This is a genomic window from Flavobacterium sp. CG_23.5, from assembly GCF_017875765.1.
Taxonomy (GTDB): Bacteria; Bacteroidota; Bacteroidia; order Flavobacteriales; family Flavobacteriaceae; genus Flavobacterium.
This window is the reverse complement of the sequence record NZ_JAGGNA010000001.1, coordinates 111446-132773: the sequence shown is the minus strand read 5'-3', so window position 1 is coordinate 132773 and position 21328 is coordinate 111446. Positions and strand designations below refer to the sequence as shown.

Genomic DNA, 21328 nt, shown 5'->3' with positions numbered 1-21328 from the left:
TAAATTGAAAAATTAATAAAAATAAAAAAATATACTTGTATTTTCATAGGGGTTTAGAATCATTTTATATTTTTATCGAAATTTAAAACTAAAAACAATGCGAAAAATTATTTTGAGTGTGATATTGATCACCATTCTAGTATTATCGATTTTTTCAATTAATCTCTTTGCAGAATCCACAACACTAGGTGCCCACGTTGTTCCATTAAAATTAGATACAGGAGATACAGCTTGGATGATAGTTGCCACAGCGCTTGTATTATTAATGACCCCTGGACTTGGATTTTTTTATGGCGGAATGGTAGGTAAAAAGAATGTAATTAGTACCGTATTACAAAGTTTCATGGCTATGGTTATCGTAACCGTACTATGGGTTGTTGTTGGATTTGGATTGTGTTTTGGACCAACAATAGGCGGATTAATTGGAAATCCTATGCCAAACTTATTTTTTCAAGGCGTAAGTGCTAACACTGCTTGGGAATTGGCTCCAACCATTCCAATGATCTTGTTTGCCTTATTTCAAGCAAAATTTGCAATTATTACACCAGCGTTGATAACAGGAGCTTTTGCAGAACGCGTTCGTTTCTGGGCTTATTTGTTATTTATGGTTTTATTCATATTATTCGTTTACGCACCTTTATGTCACATGACTTGGCACCCAGATGGATTATTTTTTGGATGGGGAGTATTGGATTTTGCCGGAGGAACTGTAGTACACATGAGTGCAGGATGGGCTGCTCTAGCAGGAGCAATATTCTTAGGAAAACGAAAAGTACAAAAAGCAAATCCAGCTCGTATTACCTATGTATTATTAGGAACAGGTTTATTGTGGTTCGGTTGGTTTGGTTTCAATGCAGGATCTGCTGTAGGAGCTGGTAGTCTTGCTGCACAAGCATTAGGAACCACTACAGTTGCCGCCGCTTCTGCTGCAATGGGTTGGGTATTTCTTGATAAAATTCTTGGACACAAACTTTCTGCGATGGGAGCTTGTATCGGTGCTGTTGTCGGTTTAGTAGCTATTACACCAGCTGCAGGATTCGTAAGTATTCCTCATGCAATTGCAATTGGTATTATTGCCAGTATTGTAAGTAATCTTGTAGTGAGTAAATTCCCTAAAGGTAAAATTGATGATGCATTAGATGTTTTTGCTTGTCACGGTGTTGGTGGTATGGTAGGTATGCTTTTGACAGGTGTATTTGCTTCAAAATCTGTAAATGCGATTGTAGGAGATAACCAAGGTTTAATTTTTGGTGATGCTACATTATTTTTAATTCAATTAAAAGCATTAGTTCTTGTTTCTATATTTGCATTCTCAGTATCGTATTTCCTTTTCTTTATTGTAAATAAAATTACTCCTTTAAGAGTTTCTGAAGAAAAAGAAGAATTAGGTTTAGATATTTCTCAACACGGAGAATATTTGTAAATCTCCTTTATATTAAATTTAAACACTCTGATAATTCGTTTTCAGAGTGTTTTTTTTTGCATAAAAATCAAAGCATTATTTTCACCTATTTAAAATGGAATACCATTGAATCCATGTTGATAAACTTGGTTTTTCCAAGCTTAAAGACTTGACTTTTACCATTACTTTGAAACTTCTAAATTATATGTACTTTCCTTAATTTCTATTCTATAAATTCATCTATCGAACCTATAAAACAGTCATTTGGATTCAATATTATGAGCTTTCTCGAATGGTTCGTAACTTGTCAAAGCAAGAAGGAAAAATAATTGATTTTTATCTTTAATAAATGAGCTTCAACATCTATAAAAAAACTCCATCCCAATATTGATTAGGATGGAGTTAATTTATAAATACTTTGTAAAAATTAGATTATTGTTTAATCAGCCTGATTGTTTTTTGATTCAGACCCTGACTGACTACAACTATATAGACTCCTGTTGGTAATTCTTCCCCAAACAAAATAGGTTGGCCGTCAGATTTTTCTATATTTTTAATTGTTCTGCCTAAAACATCAAAGACTACCATTTCTACTTTTTCGGTAGTGCCACCTACTGTCTCGATTGTGAAGTATTGAGCTGATGGATTAGGATATGCTATCACATTGAATTGCAGCGCTTCTAGAGGTTTTTTATCAATTTCTAATATTTTAACAGTATTCTTATTTACCTCATGAATTACAATTGAACCTCCTCCTAATTTGGTTGCGTCCGTAGGTGTACCATTGTCCGAAACTCCTTTGTTATTGTCATAAATAACGCCAGCACTATTCCATATTTTAATTCGGAATTTATCGAGACCGCCTCCACCACTAATCTGACCATCAACGGCTGAAACCATAAAGTTATAGCTTCCGCTGCCATTAATAGTTCCAATTCCTTTATAAATGGCCTGAGAACCTGCAATTACAAGAGATCCTGACACATAAGTTGAACTGGCAAAATTAAGGTTCCCTGCTTGGAACTGAAACTCTGTATTACCTTCAGGTATATTTGAACCTTTTTTGTATTTTGAAACAAATCCAAAATTTGCTTTTCCTGTTAATGTCAGAGTTGCTGTATATGCTCCTGCTGGAGAACTAATCCAGCCACCACCTGTTACAAAGCCACCATTAGGATCGTATATCGGTAGATAAGCAACGGAAGATGCGCAAGCAGCACCCGCAACAGCAGTCACTTTATAAACTTCTACTGGCAAATTAGATACAGTTGTACTTGCCACACCAAAATTATTTGTAATTGCGGTATAGGTAGTTATTCCTCCATTACCATTGTCAAGAGTAAATGTGACCAAAACACTAGCAACAGCTGGACTAATCGTTGCTGAAAGCGTTGCAGTAGAACCAACTGCCACAGGATTGCTACTAGCAGATGCGTCAATTGTGACTGGAGTGACCGTTATTACTTGCGTAAAGACAGCACTACTATTATTAGAAATATCCTTCGCTATCCAGATATTTGTATAGGTATTACTTAGTCCGCTTACAAGACTACCGGAAGTTTTGGTATAAATTACCGAACTGCAATTATCCGTTGCCACTGGTGCCAATGCATTTGCTGATGCAAGTTCACCCGCACTTCCACAAGTAACATTTCTATTCAATGTTCCAGTTATTGTAGTCCATACTGGTGCAGTTACATCCTGTACTGTGATCGTTTGAACACAGGTTGAGAAGTTACCCGCTACATCAGTGGCTTTCCAGGTTCTGGTGATTGTATAATTATAATAAGCCGCATTAGTATTAACTGCATTCTGTGTCGATACATCTGATGATGTGATTGTTACAGCTGAACAGTTGTCTGTCGCTGTTGCTGATCCATTGGCTGAAACTGTTGTTGCATTTTGACAGTTGAGAGTTACATTTGCTGGACAAGCGATTACTGGTTTAGTGACATCTTTTACAACTACGTTTTGAGTAGCTGTAGTAGTGTTTCCATTTCCATCATCAAAAGTCCAAGTAATAACCGAAGTTCCTTGAGTACTTCTTGTCAAAGCATCAGAAGTAGTTCCAGTAAGTATTCCTGAACAGTTGTCTGTAGTTGTTGGAACAGTGGCAGTAGCCGAACATTCTCCTGTGGCATCAGCCAAGATTGGTGTTACCGGAGCAGTATTGTCTTTTACAACTATGTTTTGTGTAGCTGTAGTAGTGTTTCCATTTCCATCATCAAAAGTCCAAGTAATAACCGAAGTTCCTTGAGTGCTTCTTGTCAAAGCATCAGAAGTAGTTCCAGTAAGTATTCCTGAACAGTTGTCTGTAGTTGTTGGAACAGTGGCAGTAGCCGAACATTCTCCTGTGGCATCAGCCAAGATTGGTGTTACCGGAGCAGTATTGTCTTTTACAACTATGTTTTGTGTAGCTGTAGTAGTGTTTCCATTTCCATCATCAAAAGTCCAAGTAATAACCGAAGTTCCTTGAGTGCTTCTTGTCAAAGCATCAGAAGTAGTTCCAGTGATTGTTCCTGAACAGTTGTCTGTAGTTGTTGGAACAGTGGCAGTAGCCGAACATTCTCCTGTGGCATCAGCCAAGATTGGTGTTACCGGAGCAGTATTGTCTTTTACAACTACGTTTTGTGTAGCTGTAGTAGTGTTTCCATTTCCATCATCAAAAGTCCAAGTAATAACCGAAGTTCCTTGAGTGCTTCTTGTCAAAGCATCAGAAGTAGTTCCAGTAAGTATTCCTGAACAGTTGTCTGTAGTTGTTGGAACAGTGGCAGTAGCCGAACATTCTCCTGTGGCATCAGCCAAGATTGGTGTTACCGGAGCAGTATTGTCTTTTACAACTACGTTTTGTGTAGCTGTAGTAGTGTTTCCATTTCCATCATCAAAAGTCCAAGTAATAACGGAAGTTCCTTGAGTGCTTCTTGTCAAAGCATCAGAAGTAGTTCCAGTAAGTATTCCTGAACAGTTGTCTGTAGTTGTTGGAACAGTGGCAGTAGCCGAACATTCTCCTGTGGCATCAGCCAAGATTGGTGTTACCGGAGCAGTATTGTCTTTTACAACTATGTTTTGTGTAGCTGTAGTAGTGTTTCCATTTCCATCATCAAAAGTCCAAGTAATAACCGAAGTTCCTTGAGTGCTTCTTGTCAAAGCATCAGAAGTAGTTCCAGTGATTGTTCCTGAACAGTTGTCTGTAGTTGTTGGAACAGTGGCAGTAGCCGAACATTCTCCTGTGGCATCAGCCAAGATTGGTGTTACCGGAGCAGTATTGTCTTTTACAACTACGTTTTGTGTAGCTGTAGTAGTGTTTCCATTTCCATCATCAAAAGTCCAAGTAATAACCGAAGTTCCTTGAGTGCTTCTTGTCAAAGCATCAGAAGTAGTTCCAGTAAGTATTCCTGAACAGTTGTCTGTAGTTGTTGGAACAGTGGCAGTAGCCGAACATTCTCCTGTGGCATCAGCCAAGATTGGTGTTACCGGAGCAGTATTGTCTTTTACAACTACGTTTTGTGTAGCTGTAGTAGTGTTTCCATTTCCATCATCAAAAGTCCAAGTAATAACCGAAGTTCCTTGAGTGCTTCTTGTCAAAGCATCAGAAGTAGTTCCAGTAAGTATTCCTGAACAGTTGTCTGTAGTTGTTGGAACAGTGGCAGTAGCCGAACATTCTCCTGTGGCATCAGCCAAGATTGGTGTTACCGGAGCAGTATTGTCTTTTACAACTATGTTTTGTGTAGCTGTAGTAGTGTTTCCATTTCCATCATCAAAAGTCCAAGTAATAACCGAAGTTCCTTGAGTGCTTCTTGTCAAAGCATCAGAAGTAGTTCCAGTGATTGTTCCTGAACAGTTGTCTGTAGTTGTTGGAACAGTGGCAGTAGCCGAACATTCTCCTGTGGCATCAGCCAAGATTGGTGTTACCGGAGCAGTATTGTCTTTTACAACTACGTTTTGTGTAGCTGTAGTAGTGTTTCCATTTCCATCATCAAAAGTCCAAGTAATAACCGAAGTTCCTTGAGTGCTTCTTGTCAAAGCATCAGAAGTAGTTCCAGTAAGTATTCCTGAACAGTTGTCTGTAGTTGTTGGAACAGTGGCAGTAGCCGAACATTCTCCTGTGGCATCAGCCAAGATTGGTGTTACCGGAGCAGTATTGTCTTTTACAACTATGTTTTGTGTAGCTGTAGTAGTGTTTCCATTTCCATCATCAAAAGTCCAAGTAATAACGGAAGTTCCCTGAGTGCTTCTTGTCAAAGCATCAGAAGTAGTTCCAGTAAGTATTCCTGAACAGTTGTCTGTAGTTGTTGGAACAGTGGCAGTAGCCGAACATTCTCCTGTGGCATCAGCCAAGATTGGTGTTACCGGAGCAGTATTGTCTTTTACAACTATGTTTTGTGTAGCTGTAGTAGTGTTTCCATTTCCATCATCAAAAGTCCAAGTAATAACCGAAGTTCCTTGAGTGCTTCTTGTCAAAGCATCAGAAGTAGTTCCAGTAAGTATTCCTGAACAGTTGTCTGTAGTTGTTGGAACAGTGGCAGTAGCCGAACATTCTCCTGTGGCATCAGCCAAGATTGGTGTTACCGGAGCAGTATTGTCTTTTACAACTATGTTTTGTGTAGCTGTAGTAGTGTTTCCATTTCCATCATCAAAAGTCCAAGTAATAACGGAAGTTCCTTGAGTGCTTCTTGTCAAAGCATCAGAAGTAGTTCCAGTAAGTATTCCTGAACAGTTGTCTGTAGTTGTTGGAACAGTGGCAGTAGCCGAACATTCTCCTGTGGCATCAGCCAAGATTGGTGTTACCGGAGCAGTATTGTCTTTTACAACTATGTTTTGTGTAGCTGTAGTAGTGTTTCCATTTCCATCATCAAAAGTCCAAGTAATAACCGAAGTTCCTTGAGTGCTTCTTGTCAAAGCATCAGAAGTAGTTCCAGTAAGTATTCCTGAACAGTTGTCTGTAGTTGTTGGAACAGTGGCAGTAGCCGAACATTCTCCTGTGGCATCAGCCAAGATTGGTGTTACCGGAGCAGTATTGTCTTTTACAACTACGTTTTGTGTAGCTGTAGTAGTGTTTCCATTTCCATCATCAAAAGTCCAAGTAATAACCGAAGTTCCTTGAGTGCTTCTTGTCAAAGCATCAGAAGTAGTTCCAGTAAGTATTCCTGAACAGTTGTCTGTAGTTGTTGGAACAGTGGCAGTAGCCGAACATTCTCCTGTGGCATCAGCCAAGATTGGTGTTACCGGAGCAGTATTGTCTTTTACAACTATGTTTTGTGTAGCTGTAGTAGTGTTTCCATTTCCATCATCAAAAGTCCAAGTAATAACCGAAGTTCCTTGAGTGCTTCTTGTCAAAGCATCAGAAGTAGTTCCAGTAAGTATTCCTGAACAGTTGTCTGTAGTTGTTGGAACAGTGGCAGTAGCCGAACATTCTCCTGTGGCATCAGCCAAGATTGGTGTTACCGGAGCAGTATTGTCTTTTACAACTATGTTTTGTGTAGCTGTAGTAGTGTTTCCATTTCCATCATCAAAAGTCCAAGTAATAACGGAAGTTCCTTGAGTGCTTCTTGTCAAAGCATCAGAAGTAGTTCCAGTAAGTATTCCTGAACAGTTGTCTGTAGTTGTTGGAACAGTGGCAGTAGCCGAACATTCTCCTGTGGCATCAGCCAAGATTGGTGTTACCGGAGCAGTATTGTCTTTTACAACTATGTTTTGTGTAGCTGTAGTAGTGTTTCCATTTCCATCATCAAAAGTCCAAGTAATAACCGAAGTTCCTTGAGTGCTTCTTGTCAAAGCATCAGAAGTAGTTCCAGTAAGTATTCCTGAACAGTTGTCTGTAGTTGTTGGAACAGTGGCAGTAGCCGAACATTCTCCTGTGGCATCAGCCAAGATTGGTGTTACCGGAGCAGTATTGTCTTTTACAACTACGTTTTGTGTAGCTGTAGTAGTGTTTCCATTTCCATCATCAAAAGTCCAAGTAATAACCGAAGTTCCTTGAGTGCTTCTTGTCAAAGCATCAGAAGTAGTTCCAGTAAGTATTCCTGAACAGTTGTCTGTAGTTGTTGGAACAGTGGCAGTAGCCGAACATTCTCCTGTGGCATCAGCCAAGATTGGTGTTACCGGAGCAGTATTGTCTTTTACAACTATGTTTTGTGTAGCTGTAGTAGTGTTTCCATTTCCATCATCAAAAGTCCAAGTAATAACCGAAGTTCCTTGAGTGCTTCTTGTCAAAGCATCAGAAGTAGTTCCAGTGATTGTTCCTGAACAGTTGTCTGTAGTTGTTGGAACAGTGGCAGTAGCCGAACATTCTCCTGTGGCATCAGCCAAGATTGGTGTTACCGGAGCAGTATTGTCTTTTACAACTATGTTTTGTGTAGCTGTAGTAGTGTTTCCATTTCCATCATCAAAAGTCCAAGTAATAACGGAAGTTCCTTGAGTGCTTCTTGTCAAAGCATCAGAAGTAGTTCCAGTGATTGTTCCTGAACAGTTGTCTGTAGTTGTTGGAACAGTGGCAGTAGCCGAACATTCTCCTGTGGCATCAGCCAAGATTGGTGTTACCGGAGCAGTATTGTCTTTTACAACTATGTTTTGTGTAGCTGTAGTAGTGTTTCCATTTCCATCATCAAAAGTCCAAGTAATAACCGAAGTTCCTTGAGTGCTTCTTGTCAAAGCATCAGAAGTAGTTCCAGTGATTGTTCCTGAACAGTTGTCTGTAGTTGTTGGAACAGTGGCAGTAGCCGAACATTCTCCTGTGGCATCAGCCAAGATTGGTGTTACCGGAGCAGTATTGTCTTTTACAACTATGTTTTGTGTAGCTGTAGTAGTGTTTCCATTTCCATCATCAAAAGTCCAAGTAATAACCGAAGTTCCTTGAGTGCTTCTTGTCAAAGCATCAGAAGTAGTTCCAGTGATTGTTCCTGAACAGTTGTCTGTAGTTGTTGGAACAGTGGCAGTAGCCGAACATTCTCCTGTGGCATCAGCCAAGATTGGTGTTACCGGAGCAGTATTGTCTTTTACAACTACGTTTTGTGTAGCTGTAGTAGTGTTTCCATTTCCATCATCAAAAGTCCAAGTAATAACCGAAGTTCCTTGAGTGCTTCTTGTCAAAGCATCAGAAGTAGTTCCAGTAAGTATTCCTGAACAGTTGTCTGTAGTTGTTGGAACAGTGGCAGTAGCCGAACATTCTCCTGTGGCATCAGCCAAGATTGGTGTTACCGGAGCAGTATTGTCTTTTACAACTACGTTTTGTGTAGCTGTAGTAGTGTTTCCATTTCCATCATCAAAAGTCCAAGTAATAACCGAAGTTCCTTGAGTGCTTCTTGTCAAAGCATCAGAAGTAGTTCCAGTAAGTATTCCTGAACAGTTGTCTGTAGTTGTTGGAACAGTGGCAGTAGCCGAACATTCTCCTGTGGCATCAGCCAAGATTGGTGTTACCGGAGCAGTATTGTCTTTTACAACTATGTTTTGTGTAGCTGTTGCTGTTAATCCAGCACCATCTGTTACGGTCCAAGTCACCACTGTTAATCCTAATGGGAACGCAGTAGGTGCATCATTGCTGACTGAAGCTACTGAACAATTATCTGCTGTTACTGGAGTGCCTAAAACCACATTGGTAGAAGTACATGCAGCATTCGTTGTGCCTGTTGTAGCTGTAGGTGCAGTAATCGTTGGGTTAATGTTATCTTTCACCGTTACCGTAAAACTACATGTATCTGTGCCACAAGAATTTGTTGCTGTAATAGTTACATTTGTTACACCTTTTCCAAAAGTTGCACCACTTCCAGTACCATTAGTTGTTGCTAATGTAGTTGCGCCGCTTAGTGAATAAGTATAGGTTGGCGCAGGTGTACCTGTAGCAGTTGCTGTGTAGCTTACTGTTGCATTACAAACGCCTGCTGAAGTATCTGAAGTTAAATTTGAAGGGCAAGTAGCGAATACTGGAGCTTTGTTCACTGTAATAGTTACACTACCACTTGCCGATGCGCTACAACCTGGTGTATCTCCGTAGGCGACACTAACAAGATTATAAGTTGTATCAGAAGTTAAAGCTGCTGTTGTGAGTGTAAAATTCCCACCATTATTTAGACTGGCTGTAATGTTAGAACCTCCATTAATATTATAAGTTACTGTTCCATCATTTGGACCAGTGAATTTGATTAATGTCGTAGAGCCAGAACAAATTGGGTTAGCGCCAGTAATTGAGATAGTTGCAGCAGGTAAAGCTCTTAGGGATACCGTTGCACTGCCTGAAAGATCTGCTGCTATTGATGAACAGTTTGCATTGCTTAAAGTAAGGATACTATAAGTAGTTGCTATGCTTGGACTGACAGAAACACTAATAGGACTACTGCTTCCACTAAACGGAATGCCGCCAGTTATAGTTCCGCTCCAAGGACCAGTTCCTGCTACTGCTATATTTAATGTCGTACTGTTGCCAGTACAAATGGTTTGCGTTCCACTGATTATCCCTGTTGGACGCGGATTAACTGAAAGCGTAATCGCATTACTTGTTGCAGTTGGTGTAGAGGGACAAATTGCATTGCTTGTCATAACAACAGTAATACTACCACCTGTTGTTCCTGTCTCTGTATATGTTACTCCAGTTCCAACTGCTGTAGTTCCTTTGTACCACTGGTAAGAAGGCGTAGTTCCACCATTGGTTGGTGTGGCAGTAAAGGTTACTGCGGTTCCAGAACATGTTGGATTCACTCCTGATGTTATTCCTATACTTACGGACGTTGTAAGGATTGGATTAACTGTTAAGGCAATTGCATTACTTGTTGCAGTTGTTGATGTAACACAGCTAAGACTACTCGTCATTAAAACTGTAATGCTACCTGCTGTTGTTCCTGGATTGGCGTATGTTGAAGCTGTTTGACCTACTATATCCACACCGGCTTTTTTCCATTGATATGAAGGTGTACCACCGTTGGATGGTGTTGCAGTAAAGGTTACTGAGCTGCCATTACAAGTTGGATTGATTCCTGATGTAATTGCTATGCTTACCGATGGTGTAACCTTAGCAGTTACAGCAAGTGCGATAGAATTACTTGTTGCAGTGGGTGTAGACACGCAAATTGCATTGCTTGTCATAACAACAGTAATACTAACACCTGTTGTTCCTGTATCAGTATATGTTGAAGCTGTTTGACCTGCAATATCAACACCGGCTTTTTTCCATTGGTAAGAAGGTGTACCACCGTTGGTCGGTGTTCCAGTAAAGGTTACTGCGGATCCAGAACATGTTGGATTAACTCCTGATGTTATCGCTATGCTTACTGATGGTGTAACATTTGCAGTTACTGCAAGCGTAATAGCATTGCTTGTTGAAGTGGGTGTAGACGGACAACTTGCATTGCTTGTCATTACGACGGTAACAACACCTCCTGTTGATCCTGCGTCAGAATAAGTAGCACTGTTTGTTCCGACATTCCCTCCGTCTTTTTTCCATTGGTAAGAAGGCGTAGTTCCACCATTGGTTGGAGTTGCAGTAAAGATTACTCCGGTTCCAGAACATGTTGGATTCACTCCTGATGTTAGTGCTATACTTACGGATGTTGTAAGGATTGGATTAACTGTTAAGCCAATTGCATTACTTATTGCAGTTGGTGATGTAACACAGCTAAGACTGCTGGTCATTACAACTGTAATGCTACCTGCTATTGTTCCAGGATCGGTATATGTTGAAGCTGTTTGACCTACTATATCCACACCGGCTTTTTTCCATTGATATGAAGGTGTACCACCGTTGGATGGTGTTGCAGTAAAGGTTACTGAGCTGCCATTACAAGTTGGATTGATTCCTGATGTAATTGCTATGCTTACCGATGGTGTAACCTTAGCAGTTACAGCAAGTGCGATAGAATTACTTGTTGCAGTGGGTGTAGAGGGACAAATTGCATTGCTTGTCATAACAACAGTAATACTACCACCTGTTGTTCCTGTATCAGTATATGTTGAAGCTGTTTGACCTGCAATATCAACACCGGCTTTTTTCCATTGGTAAGAAGGTGTACCGCCGTTGGTTGGCGTTGCGGTAAAGGTTACTGAGCTACCATTACAAGTTGGATTAACTCCTGATGTTATCGCTATGATTACTGATGGTGTAACATTTGCAGTTACTGCAAGTGTAATAGCATTGCTTGTTGCAGTTGGTGTAGACGGACAAATCGCATTGCTTGTCATTACAACTGTAATAACACCACCTGCTGTACCTGCATCTAAATAAGTAGCACTGTTTGTTCCTACATTCACTCCATCTTTCTTCCACTGGTATGATGGTGTTGCTCCGCCATTGGTTGGCGTTGCTGTAAAGATTACTGGTGTTCCAGAACAGGTAGGATTAGCTCCGCTGGTAATTGAAATGCTTACGGACGGTGTAAGAATTGGATTAACTGTAACAGTTGGATTTAAAGTTGGACTCGTATATATGTCCTGTCCCGTTGGAATACTCGGACAACTACTATTTAAAGATGCTAAGCCAGTCAATGAAAATGGAGAGCCCGCTGTAGTTGTTGGTGTAGCATTGATTGAGAATACCACATCATCATTTGATCCAAGTTTTGTGGAATTCGATAATGTAACTATATTACCTGATAGACTAATAGTCCATCCAGCCGAGGTATAGGAAATAATTGTTGGGGTACCTAAACTCGAAAATGTTGCAGGTAAGGTTACCTTAATACAACCAACCTTATTATTAGAGCTATTACTAGTTCCTGTAGCCGTTAATGTAAAATTTGTAGAAGTGTTAAGACATGCTGACGTGGGTGATATAGACAATGTCCATGAAGCACTATCCGTAAACAACCACTCCGCATGTCTTAATGATGTAACCCCATCCGCAGTTAATTTAAAATTTGCCCCAGCGGCATCCCCATCATTAGGCACCCACCATGTGGATGAAACATCCCCATTTGCATCTGCAATAGCGGTGAATGGTTGATGGTATTGTGCATCCGTACCGGAGGGAACGCCATCGGTATGTAAGACTTGTAAGGTTACCGTTTCACCTGGCGTAAAACCAGTTCCTGTAATTATTGCGGTTGCTCCAGGAGGATAATCCAATAGATCAGTTGCAATTGTCTGCCCAAAAGCCAGACTAGCAAAAAACAAATTGGTAATTAAAAAAACGAAGGTTAAAAATCTTGATTTAGGTAGAAATGTTTTCATACTTATTGAATTAAAATAATTATATAAAAAATACGATATGTCTAACTGTAAAATGTAAATCAATAGAATGGGGGTTCTATTTGGCTGATTTATTGCAATGGAAATCATTTGAAAAAAACAAAAAATGCTTTTCTGTAGGTAAAAAAACATCTTAATAAGAGCCTAATTTTTAGATACTTGAGTACTAATGTATAAAATTAAGAATTCATTAATCTTCTTTTTTTTACATTTTCGATGAAATGAATATTTAAAGCTACCAACTACATATATTGTGTTTTCAACTTAATGAAAATGAAAAAAAATAGTAAGAATGTAATTTTTTAAAATCAATTTTTATATTAAATTGAAAAAATTTTTCTTAAAAAAATTGTTGAATTATCGTAATCTAAAGTGTTCTACATCTAACTAAAAACAAAAATCAATGCTGTTTTTATTAATTCACAAAACTGAAATTGAGAAAACTCATATATAATTACATTTCCATACTGCCGGATTGAAAAAAATATAATTCCTATCCGTATCTTCATTGCGTTAATTAATCGTTCAAAGGTTGTAGATATACCTAGGATTCGATTGAATAATCTAAGCAGCAATCAATAAATATTGAGCAAAAAAATCCCATTCACCTTGGCGAATGGGATTCTTCGTTTTATAATTAAAACTTATATTATTTTTGAAATTAAAAAATTTAAAATCAATTTAAAAAGCTGATTTTCTTATTTCAAAACAGTAAACTCAATTTCAGAGTCATTATAAACCCTATGTGTCTGTTTTTGGAAATCTTCTGGTTTTGCATAAAAAATATTATTTACAAAAGTTTGTGGATTCAAATCTATTAATGGAAACCAAGTGCTCTGAATTTGAATTTGGATTTTGTGTCCTTTTTTAAAAGTATGGAAAACATCTTGCAATTTGATGTTAACAGCCGTTTTTTCATTGGCAACGAAAGGTTCCGGAATTGAAAAACTATTTCTAAAACGGCCACGCATCACTTCGCTTCTAACCATCATGTGATAATTACTCATTTTCAGGTATGGAGCAATTTCCTTGGTTTCCGGTTCGTCTTTTGGAAAAACATCAATTACTTTAACAATCCAATCGGCGTCAGTTCCTGAAGTGGAAACTTGCAGTTTGGCTAAAATATCTCCTGCCAAAGTAGTATTGTCATTTAGAATTTCGGTTTCAAAAACTACTACATCTGGGCGTCTTGAAGCAAATCGCTGATCGTCCGTCATATATTTCCTTGGCGTGATTCCTTTTTGATTAATATCTTCAAATGATGGAACCGGTTTTTTAGGATCACTTATAAATTCTTGAAATGATATATTCTTAGCTCCCATTTTTCTCAATTTATTTTCCTGCAAAAAGAAATCTTGCTTCTCCGTATTTTTGGGTGGCCAAGTCTCGTATGTTTTCCACTCTTTGTTACCAGTATCAAAAACATAGGCTTCGGGTAGTTTATTTTCCCCTTTTCCATTATTTTTCAAAAAGTGACGAAAAAAGTTGGCTTCAATATTTTTCTGAAAAAATCCAGAAATACTATCTCCAAATTTAATATTACCAATAACCTGTTCGGCTGAATTTCTTGCCCAATCCCCGTGACTCCAAGGACCCATCACGATAGTATTGTAATTTTTGCTGCTTTTTTCAATCGTACTGTAGGTGTTTAATGGACCATACAAATCTTCGGCATCGAACCAACCTCCAACAATCATTACTGCTGGTTTAATCGTTTTCAAATGCTGTAAAATGCCTCTTTTTTTCCAAAAATCATCATAGTTAACATGCTCTTTTAGCTGTTGCCAAAATTCGTCTTCCTTTCCATAATATTTATCTAAATTAGATAAAGAACCAGCGTCTAAAAAAAACTGATAATCATCTTTTGTACCTAAATCCGGAAATTTGTACCATGCTTCAGTAGTTCGTTTTGACTTTTGTGGTCCAAACAATGGAGTTGCCTTCCAATAACTTAATAAGTACGCTCCATTATGATGAAAATCATCAAAAAAGAAATCACTGATACAGGCCTGTGGAGAAACGGCTTTCAATGCAGGATGATTACTCAATAAAGAATAGGTAGCATAGAATCCAGGATAAGAAATACCCCAAGTACCCACATTCCCATTGTTATTAGCAATATTTTTAACTAACCAATCAATAGTATCGTAGGTATCTGATGCCTCATCGGTGTCTTTTTTACTTTTTTTATTGGGTATATATGCACGCATATTGTCGTATAATCCATCGCTCATAAAACGACCACGAACATCTTGATATACCACAATATAACCCTCTTTCATCATTGTCTCACTTGGCGAGATGCTTTTTTTAAATTCGCTTTCCCCATAAGGAGCGCAATTATAAGGTGTTCTTTGCATGATAATCGGATATTTTTTGGAGACATCCTTTGGAGAATAAATAGCAGTAAAGAGCTCTACTCCATCACGCATTTTAATGTGAACCTCTTTTTTAGTGTAATTTTCAGCAACAAAATTCACTTTATTGTCTTGTGCAAAGACTAGTGCTCCAATAAATAAAAGTGAAATAACAAGTAATTTTTTCATGAGTTTGATTAGATAAAATGTTTTGAAAGGTAAAAAAATCTCAATGATTAAATTGAGATTAATGGTTTTGTTTTTTCGAATCTAAAAATTTACGTTTTAAACGTAACAAGTAAACAATTTTAAAACTAACCGCGGTAGCAATCCAATTTTAGAATCCAGTATTACTTTGTCTTATTAAAACTTTCGATTCCAGTTTTTAGCCACATTTCATATTCAGCGGCTGCTACATAACTGATTGTTGGTTTTGAAATATTTAAACTATTTCCTTCCAAATCAGTTAGAACATATAAAGGCTGGGTATTGGTTTTATATTTTGAAATCATAAAATCCGTCCACTTATCCCCTGTCGTTTCGATATCAGAACCTGTTGTTTTCGAAACAAATTGTTCGTTTTTAGGCAACTCTCGTTTATCATCCACGTATAAAGAAATTAGTACGACTTGATTTTTTAACAAGGATAAAACACTAGGTACTGACCAGACATTATTTTCCATTTTTCTGCAATTCACGCAGGCATAACCCGTAAAATCAAGCATTATGGGTTTATTTACTGTTTTGGCGTAGGCCAAACCTTTCTCATAATCATCAAAAACAACCAAACCGTGTGGTCCGCTTTTTGCCCCATCCGGCAAAACAACTGATGATTCCGTTACTCCGGAACCTCCAAAACCCATTGGACTTTCGCTATATTCCATTGGCGGCGGAAAAGCATTAATTAATTTTAATGGTGCTCCCCAAAGTCCGGGAATTAAATATATGGTAAAGATTAAAACAACTAATCCAAAGGATAATCTTCCCACAGAAATATGAGGTAAAGGACTGTCGTGCGGTAAAGTAATTTTTCCGAATAAGTAGAAGGCTAACGTTCCAAAAATAGCAATCCAAATAGCCAAGAAAACTTCCCGTTCTAATAAATGCATTTGCAAAACCAAATCAGCATTCGACAAAAATTTAAAAGCCAAAGCCAACTCCAGAAAACCTAATACTACCTTTACAGTATTCAGCCATCCACCTGATTTTGGTAAAGAATGCAACCAACCCGGAAACATGGCAAACAACATAAATGGTAAGGCTAATGCTAATGAAAAACCGAACATTCCTATAATTGGAGCGATACCTCCCTTGGAAGCGGCTTCCACTAATAATGTTCCTACAATAGGTCCCGTACAAGAGAACGACACAATGGCCAGTGCCAATGCCATAAATAAAATTCCAACTATTCCGCCTCTGTCGGCTTGACTGTCTACTTTATTAGCCCACGATTGAGGCAGCATAATTTCGAATGCACCAAGAAATGAAAATGCAAAAACAATTAATAAAACGAAGAAAATGATATTAAACCAAACATTCGTTGATAATGCGTTCAAAGCTCCGGCACCAAAAATCCAAGTCACTAAAAATCCTAAGACGACGTAGATAAATATAATGGAAACCCCGTAAATAAGTGCATTTTTAATCCCTTTGGCTCTTGATTTACTTTGCTTGGTAAAGAAACTTACCGTCATTGGAATCATCGGGAAGACACAAGGCGTAAGCAAAGCGGCAAATCCAGAGAAAAAAGCGATAAAAAATATGGACCATAGCCCTCTTTTAGTTACAGGATTTGAATCAGGCATATTAACTTTAGTAGGAATAACAGTCGCTTTTTCTACTTCGGTTTTTACAACCGTTGAATCTGATTTTACAGTACCTGCAGCTATAGCCTCTTTTTTAGAAGCATCAACTGAGGTTTTTAACGCTGAAGGAATCGCAAAAGTGAATTTTTTTTCCAAATTAATACACGCCTCTTTACAGACCTGATAATTCAAATCGACTTCAATTGTAGTAAGCTTTGGATTTATGATTGTAACCTGTTGCTGAATTTGAGCTTTATCGCGAAAAAAAGTTTCATTAACACCAAAAACATCATTAAAAGCGGTGGTAGTTTTGCTTTCTTTAGCTTTGCCCACTAAGGTAAAATTCCCTTTTTGATTTTTAAAAATAACCTCTAATGGCAGTGGTCCACCGTCAGGAGTGAACTGGGAATACATATGCCAGTCCTTTTCTATAACGGCATTAAAAGTAAGCAGGTAATTATTCTCCGATTTTTTTTCGATTTTAGTAGTCCATTTTGCAGGATCCAGAATTTGTGCATTTACTTTGGCGAAAGCCAAAAAAACAAGCAGTAAAAAAATAATTTTATTCCTCATTATTCTAATTGTATTTTAAGTATGTTTTCTTTTTTATTTTCTATTCTAAAACGTTCATCCTGACGAATCCCAATAACCCAGACTATTTGATTATTGGAACATAAAAGCCATGTATTTTCTTTTTCAATTAAGGACAATTTTTCGTCTTTAAAAAGCTTGCTTACTTTTTTGGATTTTCCTTCCATTCCAAAGGGCTGAAAAATATCTCCCTCCTTCCAATGGCGCAAAACCATAGGAAATTGTAATTTTTCCGCATCCACAAATATAGTTGTATTTGAAACTAAACTAATGTCGGCTACTTTACAAAACGAAAGTTTTAAGGGAATCTTAACTTCTTGCTGATTTTCTTCAATTACAAACTCTTCTTCATGTACAAAATTTATTGGACTTAGAATTAAAGAATCTCTATCTTTCAACAATCGATATTCCGCAGAAAAAACCTGTTTACCTGATTGACTTTCGACCAAATCATAAATATCGTCCCATGCCGAAAATCCAAATTCATTGAGCCATTGGTACAAATACGATCTATAATTCGGTAATTTCTTCAGTTGATTCAAATCAAAATGAATATCGTCACCTTCTTGCTTTGCCACTTGCTGATAAACTATTATTGAAGCATCTTCAACCATATCTTGTGCTTCCTGCAAATAGGTTTGCGTTTTTTGAAAGGCAGTTAGAAAATTGGAATTTAGTTCTTTTAACATTGGAACTAAATGATGACGGATTTTATTCCTCAAATATTTATCCGAAGCATTAGAGCTGTCTTCTCTCCAATGTATATTGTTTTCTTTTGCATAATTTTCAATTTCTTCCCTCGAAAAAAGTAAAAGTGGTCTAATTATGTTTTCATTTTTCTCCGGTATTCCAGTCAAACCCTCTAATCCGGTTCCTCGAGTAAGATTTATCAGAAAGGTTTCCAGATTATCATCGGCGTGATGTGCCGTCAGAATATAATCGTACTTTTCATTTTCCAAAAGCTCATAAAACCAATTGTATCGCAACTCCCGAGCGGCAACTTGCGTCGATAATTTATAATCTTCAGCAAAAGCTTTAGTATCAAATTGTGTTACAAAAAGAGGAATCGTGTTCGCATTTGCATATTCCTGAACAAAATTCTGATCTTCAAAACTTTCCATTCCTCGAAGCTGAAAATTGCAATGCGCAATCGCTATTTCATAATTTAACTTATGAAACAAATTAGCCATTACCATACTGTCTAATCCTCCGCTTGTGGCCAAAAGCAACTTTTTCCCCTTTAAAAACTGGAAATTATGGGTGAGATCATTTTGTAATTTGTGTAGCATTTTTCAAATTTAGTTATTTTAAATCATACCAAGAAATAACATTGGCAATGGTACGTTTTTGATTATCCAATCCTGCGTAAACCAACGTTTTGCCCCTCACATTATCCTTGGCGAGATTCTCAAAATAAAGCAATCCCTTAAATAAATCCTGAGACACTGTTGCCGTAGCCTTAATTTCGATTACATCCAGCAAATCATCGTCCTGCGAAATCAAATCGACTTCATGACCGGCTGAATCGCGCCAAAACCAAAATTCCTTCATTAAATTCTGATGATAATTTTGCTTCACATATTCAGAAACTATCATGTTTTCAAACAGATGTCCTATGTATGAATTGAATTTAACTTGATTTTCATCTTTTATCTTCAATAAATGACAAAGCAATCCTGTGTCATAAAAATAGAGTTTTGGACTTTTGATTACCCGTTTGTCATAATTTTTATGATGAGGTTGCAGTAAAAACAGGATGTAACTGCTTTCTAAAACCGAAATCCAAGCTTTGGCAGTAGGTTGGGTAATACCGCAATCATTAGCCAATGAATTTAAGTTCAATAATTGACCCGCACGGGATGCGCATAAACTCAAAAAAGTCCTGAAAGTCCTAATATCCCTAATATTTATAAGTTCGGTAATATCACGCTCTACATAGGTTTGAATATAATTGCTATAAAAAGAACCTGCTGGGATATCCCTGTCATAAATAGCGGGATAAAATCCTTTGATCATGGCTTTTATGTAATCATTTGAAAGCAAATTAGCCGATTTCATTTCATTAAAATCGAAAGGTAATAATTTAAAAAGTGCCACTCTTCCGGCTAAACTTTGTGCGATATTGTTGATCAAATGAAAATTCTGTGAGCCTGATAAAATAAATTGCCCCATTATTTTACTATCATCTACAATGTTCTGTAAATAAGAAAACAGTTGAGGAACTCTTTGTACTTCATCAAAAATGCAATATTTCGAATATTTTTCGAAGAAACCATTGGGATCATTTTCTGCGAATGCTCTCAAATCGGGATTCTCTAAACTCAAATAAGTATAGTCGGGAAAAACTTCTTTTAACAGCGTTGTTTTTCCGGATTGTCTTGGACCAGTTAAGGCAAGTATTGGATACTTATCCTTGAAAAAAAGCATTTGTTTTACAATCGCTCTATCGACAGTCATAACGTATTGTTTATAAGGCAAATATATTAATTAATTTCGAATATACAATACTTTAATTTTGAAATTACACGACTTCAATTTTGAAATTACATAAAATTTAAGATCACTGTAAAACAGCAAACATCGCTTTTGCCTTGAGCAAACATTCCTCATATTCCTTTTCCGGAATAGATTGTGAAGTTATGGCACTTCCTACTGAAAACGAAACGTATTTATTTTCCTCATTGTACAAAATACTTCGGATCACCACGTTGAAATCAAAGTCGCAATTTGGTGTAAAATAACCTACGGCTCCACTATACAAACCGCGTTTTGTTTCTTCTAGTTCTTCAATAATTTTCAGTGCCGAAATTTTTGGTGCTCCAGTCATACTTCCCATAGGAAAAGTAGTTCTTATAGCGTCAACAGCGGAGTATTGACTATCTAATTTTGAAGTAATCGTAGAAATCATTTGGTGCACTTGCATAAAAGAATAGATGACACATAATTCAGTGACTTCAACAGAACCTTTTTGAGCCGTTCGGGACAAATCATTCCGAACTAAATCAGTAATCATGATATTTTCGGCACGTTCTTTTGGGTCTAAAGCCAATTTATTTCTTGATTTTTCATCTTCAATTGCATCCAAAAATCTCTTGGTCGTCCCTTTAATAGGTTGCGAAATTAATACATCTCCCTCTTTCCTTAAATACCGTTCCGGTGAAGCTGATAGTAAAAAATGCTTGTTGTTCTTAAAATAAATGGCAAACGGAGGCTGAGAAATTTCGTTGAGTTTTACAAATTTTTCTAATGGATTGATAGTTGCATTTTCGGCAAAAAACTCCATACAAAAATTAGCTTCATAAATGTCGCCTTGATGAATGTGTTCCAATATTTTTGCCGCTTTTTCAAGATAATTTTCTCTTGAAATTCGTTGCCGGATTGTTATTTTCTCTTCAATTTCAACTTTCGACTTTTGACTCTCGACCATTTCCTCAAAGTCTTCTTCCACTTCTTCATCACACATTTTGAGATATTGAATTTCGAGTTGATTTCCCTTCAATAAAAATATTTTTTTAGGTTGAAAAAAAAATAAATCGGGAAAATCCAAACCATCAAGATTATTAGATTTCAAATGTTCCACATCGTTTTTTAAATCATACGACAAATAGCCAAAAAGCCAATCTTTAGTAATTTGCTGATATTGATTTAAATCTTCGAAAGCGTTGTGATAATCTGTTTTTATAGCGGTGAAAGCATCTACGGCAAGAATACAATCATAACTGGAATACTGTTGCGGATAAGAATTGCTATCCATAAAAATGACTTCACGGAATTGTTGTCCCCAAAATAAAAGTTGCTGTTTGAACGCCTTTGGATCCGAAATTTGCTTGTGAATAGAAGTTCTCAAAAATTATTTTTCTTTAAAATTCAAAATTACAATAAAATATTTCCTTCAATAAGAGATTACTGTAAAAATTAACTGATTTTTTTGTAAATTTGTTATAGTAGATTGATTTTTAATTTCTTAACCTTTTGAATCAGTATTGTCTGAGCGGTCTAAT

At 37.3% G+C, this 21328-nt stretch carries 7 protein-coding genes; 1 reads left to right on the top strand and 6 read right to left on the bottom strand.

Annotated elements, in window-relative coordinates:
- The first annotated feature begins 97 nt into the window (after window positions 1-97).
- A complete protein-coding gene (locus tag H4V97_RS00450) occupies window positions 98-1423 on the top strand; it encodes an ammonium transporter (RefSeq protein WP_209548632.1) in 1326 nt (441 codons plus the stop codon).
- A gap of 411 nt (window positions 1424-1834) precedes the next feature.
- Here the strand turns inward: H4V97_RS00450 and H4V97_RS00445 are convergent, their stop codons facing one another.
- The 6 genes from H4V97_RS00445 to H4V97_RS00420 form a co-directional block, all read right to left on the bottom strand.
- A complete protein-coding gene (locus H4V97_RS00445; protein ID WP_209548631.1) occupies window positions 1835-12556 on the bottom strand; it encodes a T9SS type A sorting domain-containing protein in 10722 nt (3573 codons plus the stop codon).
- 716 nt (window positions 12557-13272) lie between these two features.
- Entirely contained in the window at window positions 13273-15120 is a 1848-nt protein-coding gene (locus tag H4V97_RS00440) for a CocE/NonD family hydrolase (RefSeq protein WP_209548630.1), read from the bottom strand.
- A 161-nt stretch (window positions 15121-15281) separates the two neighbouring features.
- Window positions 15282-17309, bottom strand: a complete 2028-nt coding sequence (locus H4V97_RS00435; protein WP_196851603.1) for a protein-disulfide reductase DsbD family protein — start codon at window positions 17307-17309, stop codon at window positions 15282-15284.
- The gene (gene tilS / locus H4V97_RS00430) at window positions 17309-18616 is read right to left on the bottom strand and encodes a tRNA lysidine(34) synthetase TilS (RefSeq protein WP_209548629.1); all 1308 of its coding nucleotides are present in this window, start codon (window positions 18614-18616) and stop codon (window positions 17309-17311) included. Before tilS ends, H4V97_RS00435 begins: the two co-directional genes overlap by 1 nt.
- A 13-nt stretch (window positions 18617-18629) precedes the next feature.
- On the bottom strand, window positions 18630-19784 hold the full coding sequence (locus H4V97_RS00425; RefSeq protein WP_196851601.1) for an ATP-binding protein: 1155 nt from the start codon (window positions 19782-19784) through the stop codon (window positions 18630-18632).
- A 103-nt stretch (window positions 19785-19887) separates the two neighbouring features.
- The gene (locus H4V97_RS00420) at window positions 19888-21174 is read right to left on the bottom strand and encodes an anthranilate synthase component I family protein (protein ID WP_196851600.1); all 1287 of its coding nucleotides are present in this window, start codon (window positions 21172-21174) and stop codon (window positions 19888-19890) included.
- Window positions 21175-21328 lie beyond the last annotated feature (154 nt).

Bases quoted from the DNA above. Each gene is read 5' to 3' on its own strand.
- H4V97_RS00450 (WP_209548632.1), top strand. From the start codon at position 98: ATGCGAAAAATTATTTTGAGTGTGATATTGATCACCATTCTAGTATTA.
- H4V97_RS00445 (WP_209548631.1), bottom strand. From the start codon at position 12,556: ATGAAAACATTTCTACCTAAATCAAGATTTTTAACCTTCGTTTTTTTA.
- H4V97_RS00440 (WP_209548630.1), bottom strand. From the start codon at position 15,120: ATGAAAAAATTACTTGTTATTTCACTTTTATTTATTGGAGCACTAGTC.
- H4V97_RS00435 (WP_196851603.1), bottom strand. From the start codon at position 17,309: ATGAGGAATAAAATTATTTTTTTACTGCTTGTTTTTTTGGCTTTCGCC.
- tilS (WP_209548629.1), bottom strand. From the start codon at position 18,616: ATGCTACACAAATTACAAAATGATCTCACCCATAATTTCCAGTTTTTA.
- H4V97_RS00425 (WP_196851601.1), bottom strand. From the start codon at position 19,784: ATGACTGTCGATAGAGCGATTGTAAAACAAATGCTTTTTTTCAAGGAT.